The sequence below is a fragment of the Acidovorax sp. T1 genome, assembly GCF_002176815.1.
Classification (GTDB): Bacteria; Pseudomonadota; Gammaproteobacteria; order Burkholderiales; family Burkholderiaceae_C; genus Acidovorax.
The window spans coordinates 1-12,253 of record NZ_CP021650.1 but is presented as its reverse complement, the minus strand read 5'-3'; the positions used below and the strand labels follow the sequence as shown (position 1 = coordinate 12,253).

General features: G+C 67.5%; 7 protein-coding genes. All 7 read left to right on the top strand.

Annotated features, from left to right (window positions below; all coding sequences use genetic code 11):
- Window positions 1-83 precede the first annotated feature (83 nt).
- From traJ to CCX87_RS19835, 7 genes are read left to right on the top strand one after another with little or no spacing between them, the layout of a single operon-like run.
- On the top strand, window positions 84-458 hold the full coding sequence (gene traJ, locus CCX87_RS19865) for a conjugal transfer transcriptional regulator TraJ (protein ID WP_000426567.1): 375 nt from the start codon (window positions 84-86) through the stop codon (window positions 456-458).
- Window positions 459-492: 34 nt separating this feature from the next.
- Complete coding sequence (gene traI, locus CCX87_RS19860; protein WP_011117146.1) at window positions 493-2,733, top strand: TraI/MobA(P) family conjugative relaxase; 2,241 nt, start codon at window positions 493-495, stop codon at window positions 2,731-2,733.
- Window positions 2,730-4,643: a type IV secretory system conjugative DNA transfer family protein gene (locus CCX87_RS19855; protein ID WP_000694765.1), complete on the top strand. Its 1,914-nt coding sequence runs from the start codon at window positions 2,730-2,732 to the stop codon at window positions 4,641-4,643. Before traI ends, CCX87_RS19855 begins: the two co-directional genes overlap by 4 nt.
- Window positions 4,640-5,176, top strand: a complete 537-nt coding sequence (gene traF, locus CCX87_RS19850; RefSeq protein ID WP_006122512.1) for a conjugative transfer signal peptidase TraF — start codon at window positions 4,640-4,642, stop codon at window positions 5,174-5,176. The genes CCX87_RS19855 and traF overlap by 4 nt, the downstream gene beginning before the upstream one ends.
- An 11-nt stretch (window positions 5,177-5,187) precedes the next feature.
- Window positions 5,188-7,251 carry a DNA topoisomerase III gene (locus tag CCX87_RS19845; RefSeq protein ID WP_011114056.1) on the top strand — a complete coding sequence of 688 codons (2,064 nt, stop codon included), beginning with the start codon at window positions 5,188-5,190 and terminating at the stop codon, window positions 7,249-7,251.
- A gap of 21 nt (window positions 7,252-7,272) precedes the next feature.
- The gene (locus CCX87_RS19840) at window positions 7,273-7,662 is read left to right on the top strand and encodes a protein TraD (protein WP_006122510.1); all 390 of its coding nucleotides are present in this window, start codon (window positions 7,273-7,275) and stop codon (window positions 7,660-7,662) included.
- Window positions 7,663-7,665: 3 nt separating this feature from the next.
- Window positions 7,666-12,012: a zincin-like metallopeptidase domain-containing protein gene (locus tag CCX87_RS19835; RefSeq protein ID WP_011117147.1), complete on the top strand. Its 4,347-nt coding sequence runs from the start codon at window positions 7,666-7,668 to the stop codon at window positions 12,010-12,012.
- The last annotated feature ends 241 nt before the right edge of the window (window positions 12,013-12,253 follow it).

Genomic DNA, 12,253 nt, shown 5'->3' with positions numbered 1-12,253 from the left:
CTTATTCGCGCCGGGGGCGCTCAACGGGTCATCCTGCTCTGCGAGGCAGCCGGCTACCGCCGGCATGAGAGACGAGGCGAGGCATGGAGAACGACGAAAAGGAACACGGCCGCCGGCGGCGGCAGCACCTGCGGGTGCCGGTGTTCCCCGAAGAGAAAGACGAGATCGAGGCGAACGCCAAGAGGGCGGGCGTCAGCGTGGCGCGCTATCTGCGCGACGTGGGCCAGGGCTACCAGATCAAGGGCGTCATGGACTACCAGCACGTGCGCGAGCTGGTGCGCGTCAACGGCGACCTTGGCCGCCTTGGCGGCCTGCTCAAGCTCTGGCTGACCGATGACGTGCGAACGCTCCAGTTCGGCGAGGCGACCATCCTGGCCCTGCTGGGCCGGATCGAGGCCACCCAGGACGAAATGAGCCGGATCATGAAGGCCGTGGTTCAGCCGAGGGCCGAGCCTTGACTTCTTTAGCGGCTAAAAAGCCGGAGGGGCGGCCATGATCGCCAAGCACGTGCCGATGCGCTCGCTTGGCAAGAGCGACTTCGCGGGCCTGGCGAACTACATCACCGACGCCCAAAGCAAAGACCACCGGCTGGGCCACGTGCAGGCGACGAACTGCGAAGCCGGTTCCATCCAGGACGCCATCACGGAGGTGCTGGCGACCCAGCACACGAACACCCGCGCGAAGGGCGACAAGACCTACCACCTGATCGTCAGCTTCCGGGCCGGCGAGCAGCCCAGCGCCGACACCTTGCGCGCGATTGAGGAACGCATCTGCGTCGGGCTGGGTTATGGCGAGCATCAGCGAATCAGTGCCGTCCACAACGACACCGACAACCTGCACATCCACATCGCCATCAACAAGATTCACCCGACGCGGCACACGATGCACGAGCCGTACTACCCGCACCGGGCGCTGGCGGAACTCTGCACGGCCCTGGAGCGCGACTACGGCCTGGAGCGCGACAACCACGAGCCGCGCAAGCGCGGCGCGGAGGGCCGGGCCGCCGACATGGAGCGGCATGCCGGCGTTGAAAGCCTGGTCGGCTGGGTCAAGCGCGAGTGCCTGGACGAGATCAAGGGCGCGCAGTCCTGGCAGGAACTGCACCAGGTCATGCGCGACAACGGAATGGAGCTGCGCGTCCGCGCCAATGGCCTCGTGTTCGAGGCCGGCGACGGAACGATGGTGAAGGCGAGCACAGTAGCCCGCGACCTTTCCAAGCCGAGCCTGGAGGCGCGGCTTGGCCCGTTCGAGGCTTCGCCCGAACGGCAGGCGCAAACCACCGCGAAGCGGCAGTACCGCAAAGACCCCATCCGCCTTCGCGTCAACACCGTGGAGCTGTACGCGAAGTACAAGGCCGAGCAGCAGAACTTGACCACGGCGCGCGCCCAGGCCCTGGAGCGCGCCCGGCATCGCAAGGATCGGCTGATCGAGGCGGCCAAGAGGTCGAACCGCCTGCGCCGCGCCACGATTAAGGTGGTCGGCGAGGGCCGCGCGAACAAGAAGCTGCTGTACGCCCAGGCGAGCAAGGCCCTGCGCAGCGAAATCCAGGCGATCAACAAGCAGTTCCAGCAGGAGCGCACGGCCCTCTACGCCGAGCACCGCCGGCGCACGTGGGCCGACTGGCTCAAGAAGGAGGCGCAGCACGGCGGCGCCGACGCCCTGGCCGCCCTGCGCGCCCGCGAGGCGGCCCAGGGCCTCAAGGGCAACACCATCCGGGGCGAGGGCCAGGCGAAGCCCGGCCACGCGCCGGCGGTGGACAACATCACGAAGAAGGGGACGATCATCTTCCGCGCCGGCATGAGCGCCGTGCGCGATGACGGTGACCGCCTGCAAGTCTCCCGCGAGGCCACGCGCGAAGGGCTGCAAGAAGCCCTGCGCCTGGCGATGCAACGCTACGGCAACCGCATCACCGTCAACGGCACGGTGGAGTTCAAGGCGCAGATGATCCGCGCCGCCGTCGATTCCCAGCTACCCATCACCTTCACCGATCCGGCTCTTGAGAGCCGGCGGCAGGCGCTTTTGAACAAGGAGAACACCCATGAGCGAACCGAAAGACCAGAGCATCGAGGACGAACTGGACGCGGCGCTGGCGGCCCTGGACAGCGGCCCGCTGCCGACCAGCACGCTACCGGAGCCGCAGCCGTCGCCCGAGCAGGCGACGGCCGGCCAGCCGCCGGCCGAGGCGACCGCGCCGACGCCGGCCTTCACGCCGCCACCGTCCACCGGAAGCCCGACGTTGGACGCCTTGGAAGAAAACCGCCGCCCCAAAGCCAGCACCGTTTGCGAGCACTGTCCGAACTCGGTGTGGTTCGCATCGCCGGCGGAAGTGAAGTGCTATTGCCGCGTGATGTTCCTCGTCACGTGGAGCAGCAAGGAACCCAACCAGATCACGCACTGCGACGGGGAATTTCTCGGCCAGGAACAGGAGTAGGCCAGACGCCGCCGGGCGTCGCCGCCGCCGACAAGTACATCGCCGAACGCGAGGCAAAGCGCCTAAAAGGTTTCGATATACCGAAGCATTCCCGATATACTGCCGGTGATGGTGCGCTCACGTTCCAGGGCACCAGGACTATCGAGGGCCAGGCGCTGGCCCTCTTGAAACGAGGTGATGAGGTCATGGTTATGCCCATCGACCAGGCCACGGCCCGGCGCTTGACGCGCATCGCGGTCGGCGATGCCGTCTCGATCACCGCGAAAGGCTCCATCAAAACGTCGAAAGGAAGGAGTAGATGAAGATCAAGATGAACAACGCGGTAGGGCCGCAAGTCCGAACCGCCAAACCGAAGCCGAGCAAGCTGCTGCCGGTGCTGGGCGCGGCCTCGATGGTCGGCGGCCTCCAGGCCGCGACGCAGTTCTTCGCCCACACGTTCGCCTATCACGCGACCCTCGGCCCCAACGTGGGCCACGTGTACGCGCCCTGGTCGATCCTGCACTGGACGTACAAGTGGTACAGCCAGTACCCGGACGAGATCATGAAGGCCGGCAGCATGGGGATGCTGGTTTCGACCGTGGGCCTGCTGGGCGTGGCCGTGGCGAAGGTCGTCACGTCCAACAGCTCGAAGGCGAACGAGTACCTGCACGGCTCGGCCCGCTGGGCCGAGAAGAAGGACATTCAGGCGGCCGGCCTGCTGCCACGCGAGCGCAACGTCCTGGAGATCGTCACCGGCAAGGCCGCACCCACGGCTACCGGCGTGTACGTGGGCGGCTGGCAGGACAAGGACGGCAATTTCTTCTACCTGCGGCACAGCGGCCCCGAGCACGTGCTGACCTACGCGCCCACGCGCTCGGGCAAGGGCGTCGGCCTGGTGGTGCCCACGCTGCTGTCGTGGGGCGCGAGCAGCGTCATCACCGACTTGAAGGGCGAGTTGTGGGCCTTGACCGCCGGCTGGCGGCAGAAGCACGCCAAGAACAAGGTGCTGCGCTTCGAGCCGGCCAGCACCTCGGGCGGCGTCTGCTGGAATCCGCTGGACGAAATCCGCCTCGGCACCGAATACGAGGTGGGTGACGTGCAGAACCTTGCCACGCTGATCGTTGACCCGGACGGCAAGGGCCTGGACTCGCACTGGCAGAAGACCGCCTTCGCGCTCCTGGTCGGCGTGATCCTGCACGCGCTGTACAAGGCCAAGGACGATGGCGGCACCGCCACGCTGCCGTCCGTCGATGCGATGCTGGCCGACCCGAACCGGGACATTGGCGAGCTTTGGATGGAAATGGCGACCTACGGGCACGTAGACGGCCAGAACCATCACGCCATCGGCTCGGCGGCCCGCGACATGATGGATCGGCCCGAGGAAGAAGCCGGATCGGTGCTGTCCACGGCCAAGTCGTACCTGGCCCTGTACCGCGACCCCGTGGTGGCCCGCAACGTCAGCCGGTCGGACTTCCGCATCAAGCAGTTGATGCACGAGGACGACCCGGTAAGCCTCTACATCGTCACCCAGCCCAACGATAAGGCCCGCCTGCGGCCGCTGGTGCGCGTCATGGTGAACATGATCGTGCGCCTGCTGGCCGACAAGATGGACTTCGAGGGCGGCCGGCCGGTGGCGCACTACAAGCACCGGCTCTTGATGATGCTGGACGAGTTCCCGAGCCTCGGGAAGCTGGAGATCATGCAAGAGTCGCTGGCCTTCGTGGCCGGCTACGGCATCAAGTGCTACCTCATCTGCCAGGACATTAACCAGCTCAAGAGCCGCGAGACGGGCTACGGCCACGACGAAAGCATCACGTCGAACTGCCACGTGCAGAACGCCTACCCGCCCAACCGCGTCGAGACGGCCGAACACCTGTCCCGCCTCACCGGGCAGACCACCGTGGTGAAGGAGCAGATCACGACCAGCGGCCGCCGCACGGCGGCGATGCTGGGCCAGGTGTCGCGCACTTACCAGGAAGTGCAGCGGCCCTTGCTGACGCCCGACGAATGCCTGCGCATGCCGGGGCCAAAGAAGAACGCCCAGGGCGAGATCGAAGAAGCCGGCGACATGGTGATCTACGTCGCGGGCTACCCGGCGATCTACGGCAAGCAACCCCTGTACTTCAAAGACCCAGTGTTCTCGGCACGCGCCGCGATCCCTGCGCCCAAGGTCAGCGACCGCCTGCGCGCCGTCGCACAGGCCGAGACGGAAGGGGAGGGCATCACGATATGAGCCGCATCCTGAAACGCATCGCGGCAGGCGTCGTCATCGCGGGCGTGGCCGCCCTGCTGCTGGCCGCCGGCGGCTATGCCGCCGGTGCCCGCGTGAACACCACCAAGAGCATTCCGGTCGGCCTGTACTGGACGAGCAGCGCGCCGGTGGAGAAGGGGGCCTACGTCCTCTTCTGCCCGCCGCAGCTCGGCGTGTTCGATGACGCCAAGGAGAGGGGCTACATCGGGGCCGGCTTCTGCCAGGGCGGCTACGGCTACATGATGAAGCGCGTTTTAGCCGCTAAAGACGATGCCGTCGCCGTCGCCGATGACGGCGTGCGCGTCAACGGCGAGCTGCTGCCCCTCAGCGCGCCGATCAAGGCCGACAAGGCCGGTCGGCCGCTGCCGCGCTATCAGTCCAACAGCTACACGCTCGGCAATTCCGAGGTGCTGCTTATGTCGGACGTGAGCGCCACATCCTTCGACGGCCGCTACTTCGGCCCGATCAATCGTTCGCAAATCAAGACCGTGATCCGTCCGGTCATCACCTGGTAGGGAGACACACCATGCGCCTTTTCATCGCAGAAAAGCCGTCCGTCGCCAAGGCCATCGCCGGCGAGCTGGGCGCGACCGGCAAGGGCGACGGCTTCATCGAGTGCGGCACCGACAAAGTGACCTGGTGCTTCGGGCACATGCTCGAACAGGCCGACCCCGACGAGTACACGCCCGATGACGTGCCGCGCGGCCAGTCCGGCAAGAAGGTCTGGCGCGTCGATGAGCTGCCCATCATCCCCGAGAGCTGGATTCTCAAGCCCAAGGACGACGCGAAGAAGCAGCTCGCCGTGATCGGCAAGCTGCTCAAGGAGGCCAAGGAGATCGTCAACGCCGGCGACCCCGACCGCGAAGGCCAGTTGCTGGTTGACGAAGTGCTGGAGCACTTCCGCAACAGCAAGCCGGTGCGCCGCTTTTGGGTGAGCGCGCAGGACTCCGTTTCCGTCAAGCGCGGCCTGGCCGCGTTGAAGGAGAACACCACCTATGCAGGCTGGGCCGACGCTGCACGCGGGCGGCAGCGCGCCGACTGGCTGATCGGCATGAACCTCAGCCGCGCGTACACGCTGCGCGCGCAGCGCGGCGGCTCGCGCGCCCTGCTGACCGTGGGCCGCGTGCAGACGCCGACGCTGGCCCTCGTGGTCGCCCGCGACCGCGAGATCGAGGCATTCAAGGCCGTGCCGTACCACACCATCCGGGCGGTGGTGCAGCACGCCGGCGGCAGCTTCGCCGCCGCATGGAAGGCGAAGGAGGATCAAGCCGGCCTGGACAGCGAAGGCCGCCTTGTCGATACCGCCGTCGCCGACGCCCTGGTGGCCGCCGTCAAGGGCCAGCCGGGCACCATCGCCGCGTACAAACAGGAGGCCAAGAAGCAGAACCAGCCGCTGGCCTTCGCCCTGTCCGACATTACGGCACTGGCCTCGGCCAAGTTCGGCTACAGCGCCGAGGACGTGCTGAACACCTGCCAGGCGCTCTACGAGACGCACAAGCTGACCTCGTACCCGCGCACCGACTGCGCCTACCTGCCGGAGTCGCAGCACGCCGACGCGCCGCGCGTGCTGGAGGCGATCAAGCACGTCAACCCCGAACTGGCCGGCCTGGTCGATGGTGCCGATCCGCGTATCAAGTCCAAGACGTGGGACGACTCGAAGATCACCGCGCACCACGGCATCGTGCCGACCATGCAGAAGGGCAGCAAGGCCGCCCTCAGCGAGCGCGAGCGCAACATCTACGACCTGATCGTGCGCGCCTACCTGGCGCAGTTCTACCCGCTGCACGAGTACATGCAGACCACCGTGGGCGTCGAGATCGCGGGCGAGAACTTCGCCGCGAGCGGCAAGGTAGTCACGCGCAACGGCTGGCGTGACGTGTACAGCCAGGCCGACGAGGAAGGCGAGAAGGACGAGGACGACGACAGCGGCACGCAGGCCCTGCCGTCGATGGCCCAGGGCGACGCCGTGACCTGCACGGACGCCACCCGCAAGGACGCCAAGACGAAGCCGCCAGCGCGCTTTACCGAGGGCACGCTGATCCGCGCGATGGAGAACATCCACAAGTTCGTCAGCGATGCCGAGCACAAGAAGATGCTGCGCGAGGGCGACGGCATCGGCACGTCGGCCACCCGCGCGTCGATCATTTCCGAGTTGAAGCGGCGCGAGTTCCTGGCCGTCAAAGGCAAGCAGATCATCAGCACGACCCTCGGCCGCAGCGTCATCGACGCGCTGCCCGAGGTTGTGAAAAGCCCGGTGCTGACCGCGCTCTACGAGCGGATGCTGAAAGGCGTCGAGCAGGGCACGGCCGCCCTGGACGCCTTCATCACGAAGCAAGAGACGTTCATCCGCGACCAGGTGGCGAAGGCCAACAGCGGAGCCGTGACCATCGCCGGCGGCAAGGAAGCCGCGCCGGTGTCATCCCTTCACAAGTGCATGGCCTGCGGCAGCGGCTTGTCGCGCCGGCCGAGCAAGAAGAAGGGGCAATTCTGGTGGGGTTGCAGCAACTTCCCCACATGCAAGCAGACCTACCCCGACCTCAAGGGTCGGCCCGACTACAGCAAGGGCCGCAACGGCCCGGCATCCGAATGACCACAGCGAAGGAGATCGACCATGAACGAGCAAACCACCACCAACACCGCCGCCCACGACGAGCCGCTGGCCGTCCTGCCGCCGGTTGACGACGACGCCGCCGGCCGCGAGGCCGTGCGCGAGAAGATGGCCGACGCGCTGACGCCCGGCTTCCAGGTCGAGTTCGACCCCGACGAAGCCGAGCGCGTGGGCGCGTTCGTGGAGGACGCGCTGTCCGAGCAGGACGCCGCCGCGAGCGGCGACGACCTGGTGGAAGTCGATGGCGCGCTGGAGCCGGCATTCCTGGACGACGAAGGCCCGAGCGCCGACATCCCGCCGTTCATCACCACCACGAACGCCCGCGAGCTGTACGACCTGCGGCCCGGCGAGACGGTTGCCCAGGCCGCCGCGCGCAAGGCTTCGGAGGGCTGACCCATGCCGATCACGAAAGCCGAGGCGCAAGGGGTGACGCGGGCTTTCGTCCGCGACTACCCCGGCGCGCTGGAGCTGGCCTACAAGTTCCGCGAGGACGCGGCCGAGCTGTACGGGCCGCGAGCGGCCGAGGTGCCGGCCGACATGAAGGGCGGCTACGTGCCCAAGGAGACGCTGCACGCCGGCCGCGCCTACCGTGGCCGCGTGGACGTGCCCTTGCAGAACGTCGAGAGCGCCAGCGACCTACTGATGACGCTGCGGCACGAGGTGCTAGGCCACTACGGGGCCAACACCTTCGCGCCGGGCGAGAAGCGCGCCTTGCTGGACGGCCTGGCGGCCGCCCGCAACGAACCCACCCTCAAGCCGCTATGGGATGACGTGAACCGGCGCTATGCCGGCCAGTCCCTGGACGTGCGCGCCGAGGAAGTGTTTGCCCTGCACTGCGAGGGCATCGAGCCGAGCCAGCACCAGGTCGCCGACCAGGTGCAGCAGCGCGGCCAACAGTCATTCACGGAAACCTGCATCGCCCGCGTGCGGCCCATGCAGGCCGACGACCTGCACAACATCGTGTGCATGGTCGCCCAGGGCCTGCGCGACCGTTCCCGGACACAGCAGAACTTCCCTCAGTTCAACGAGCTATTCCGAAGGGACGAGAACATGGAGCCGAAGAAGCCGTTTCACGAAGTCGTGGCCGAAAAGCTGATCGAGCAGCTCAAGGCCGGCACCGCACCGTGGCAAAAGCCGTGGGAGCCGGGCGAACCCAACGCCTACCTGCCGATGAACCCGACCACCGGCAAGCGGTACAAAGGGATCAACGCCATCCACCTGATGGCCCAGGGCCGCAGCGATGCGCGCTGGATGACCTACAAGCAGGCCGCCGCCGTGGGCGCGCAGGTTCGCAAGGGCGAGAAAGGCACGCCGGTTCAATACTGGAAGTTCAGCGAAGAGCAAGACAAGCTGGACGACAGCGGCCGGCCCGTCCTCGATGCGAAGGGCCAGCCGGTCAAGGAAACCGTCATGCTGGAGCGGCCGCGCGTGTTCTTTGCGACCGTGTTCAACGGCGAGCAGATCGACGGCCTGCCGCCGCTCCAGCCGAAGAAGGAACAGACTTGGAACGCCGTCGAGCGCGCCGAGCACATCCTGAAAGCCTCGGGCGCGACGATCACCCACGCCGCCGGTGATCGGGCGTTCTACCGCCCTTCGACCGACAGCATCACCCTGCCGGAGCGCGGCCAGTTCCCCAGCTCCGACCGCTACTACGCGACCGCGCTGCACGAGCTGGGCCACTGGACGGGCCACGCTTCGCGCCTTGACCGCGACCTGGCGCACCCGTTCGGGAGCGAGGGGTACGCCAAGGAAGAGCTGCGCGCCGAGATCGCTTCCATGATCGTCGGCGACGAGCTGGGCATCGGCCACGATCCGGGCCAGCACGCCGCCTATGTGGGTTCGTGGATCAAGGCGCTGCAAGACGAGCCGCTGGAGGTGTTCCGCGCGGCCGCCGATGCCGAGAAGATTCACGACTACGTGCTGGCCTTCGAGCAGAAGCAGGTTCAGGAGCAAGACCAGCAGCAGAGCCAGGCCCAGGACGAAGCCGTGGCCCAGGCCCTGGCCGTGGACATTGCCGAAGTCCTGGACAACCCGGACGTGTCTTTCAGCCACTACCAGGCATTCCAGGGCGACACCCTGGAAGACGCCTTGCGCAGCCGTGGCCTCGAAACCGTGGGCAGCATCACCGGCACCGATCCCGAGCAGTTCTACGCGGTCGCGCATGACCGGCTGTCGCCGGTGTTCGGCATCGACCCGAGCCACACCGACACCGACAACGCCTACCTGGAGCGCAAGGGCTTGGCGCAAGAGTTCGCCAACATGGCCGAACAGCTCCACCTCGCGCAGCAGCTCCAGCAGCACGGCGAACAGATCGTGTCGAGCATCGACGCCGAAGCCAGGTGGAGCGACGGCCAGCGCATCTTTGCGTTCCACGACCAGGACGGTGAACCCCACCAGGTTCGCAGCCTGGACGAGCTGAACAACTACGCGCCCGACCAGTTGATGGCCCTGCCGGCGCTGACCCAGCAGCAAGCGGCCGTCGCAGACCAGGAGGCGAACATGACCCCACCGACCAACGACCAGGCGGCCGCCCTGCTGGCCGCCCATCCTGCCGACGCGGTGCAGGGCATCGAGCAGGCCGCCGCCGCGCGCCGGCAGCTCGCCGCCGGCGAGATCGACGGCCAGGCGTTCGCCGACGCGACCCGTCAACACCTTGGCGTTGAGCTGCCGCCCGACTGGAGCGGAGAGCTGCGCATCGTCGGCGTGGCCGAGCAGGACGGCCAGACCGTCGATGCCGCCCAGGCCGGCATCGAGCCGCAGGCGTTCCAGGTCTACGCGCGCAAGGCCGATGCGCAGTTCGGCGAGGACGCCTTTGCCTTCGTCGCCGGCACCCGCACCGAGGGCCAGGCCGAGGCTCTGGCCGAGCGCCTGCACCTGGTCGATGCGCTGGGCACCGACAACCAGCACGAGCGCGCCGCCAAGCTGGCCCGCGTGCAGGAAGAGCGTGTACGGCGCGACCCCAACGCGACCGAAGAGGACATTTCAGCCGCTAAAGAGGCACGCAAGACCGCCGAGGCGTCGGCCATGCTCAACGACAGCGACGCGCAGCGCCGCGCGGCCGAGCTGGAGCGCCAGGAACGCGAGCGGCAGCAGGCGCAGCCGCAGGCCGAGAAGCCCGAACGGCAGTACATCAACGTGCCGTACAAGGAGAAGGACGAGGCCAAGAGCCTCGGGGCGCGTTGGGATCGGCAGCAACAGTCCTGGTACGTGCCGCCGGGCACCGATGCCGCTCCCTTCGCCAAATGGGCGCAGGGAGCCGCTACAGCGGCCGTAGAGCCGCGTTCGGCCCAGCCGGCACCCGAAGCCCAGGGCGAGGCGCAGAAGCCCGCGCAGCAGGCCCAGCAGGCCCGCCAGTACCTGGCCGTGCCCTACGAGCAGCGCAACGCGGCCAAGGCCGCCGGCGCGCTTTGGGACAAGGCCGCGAAGTCCTGGTATGTCGGCCCGCGCGCCGACGCGGCGAAGCTCGAACGCTGGAAGCCCGAGAACGTGCAGGCCCAGCAAGGGCCAGCGATGACGCCAAGGGAAGAGTTCGCCGAGGCCATGCGCAGCGCCGGCCTGTTCACCGGCAGCAACGCCCAGGGCGATCACCCGATCATGGATGGCAAGCGGCACCGCGTGCCGGTCGAGGGCGGCAAGAAGGGCGCGCTCGATGGCTTCTACGTGGGCCACCTGGACGGGCACCCGGCCGGGCGGATCATCAACAACAAGACCGGCACGGACATTACCTGGAAGAGCAAGGGCTACGCCTTGAGCGACCAGGAGAAGGCCAAGCTCCAGGCCGAGGCGGCCGAGAAGCTGGCACAGCGAGCCGTCGAGCAGGACAAGGCCCAGGAGGCCACCGCGCAGCGCGTCGGTCGGCAGATGGCCGACCTCGTGCCCATCGAGCAGCCGACGCCCTACCTGCAAGCCAAAGGCATCCAGGCGCAGGCCGGCGTGATGACCGACCGCGAAGGCCAGAAGACCTACATCCCGGCCTTCGACGCAGAGGGCAAGCAATGGACGATGCAATACATCCAGGAGGACGGCACTAAGCGGTTCGCCAAGGACTCGAAGAAGGAAGGATGCTTCCACCCGGTCGGCGGCATGGACGCCCTGGCGGCCGCGCCGGCGCTGGTGATCTCGGAGGGCTACGCCACGGCGGCCCAGGTGGCCGAGGCCGTGGGCCACGCCACGGTCGCCGCCTTCGACAGCGGCAACCTTGAGGCCGTGGCGAAGGCGCTGCACGCCAAGTTCCCGGACAAGCCGGTCATCATCGCCGGCGACGACGACCGGCACCTGGTCATGACCCACGGCAACAACCCCGGCCGGGAGAAGGCCGAGGCGGCCGCCCAGGCCGTGGGCGGCAAGGCGATCTTCCCGATCTTCGCGCCGGCCGAGAACACCTACCCGCGCGACTTGCCCGCCATCACGCCCGACAGCTTCAAGACCCACCTGCGCGCCGAGCAGCGCCTTGCCGACGCCGCCGCCGGCAAGGTCGAGCTGGCCGGCGACGAGGCGGCCAAGCTCAAGGCGTCGATGTTGAGCGGCGCGCAGATCGCGGCGCTGTCCACGATGAAGCAGCACACCGACTTCAACGACTTGGCGCACAAGAGCGAGCTGGGCATCGAGGGCGTGAAGCGGCAGATCGGCGCGGCCATCAGCCAGGTGCAGCGCGACGAGCAGCAGCACCAGGAGCAGAAGCACGTCGAGAAAAAGCAACAGCAGATCGAGCAGCGCCCACGGCGGGCCGCTCGCATCGGATAAGTCGAAAAATCCGGCTAAAGTGGCCGAGCTGCACATCAGGCCGCGCGGTTTTCCTCCCTGATCGCCGGCGCGGTTTCTTCCTCCCTGAACCGCATGCAGACTTGCCGCCTCGGACACCCCGAGGCGGTTTTTTTTCGCCTCGCTCGGGGTCTCCTCGTTTTCAGTGCAATAAGTGACGGTACGCAAAGCTAGCACTGGCGCGGGGGTGGTCTGGGTAGACCGTTGATTTCATTGACTTTCC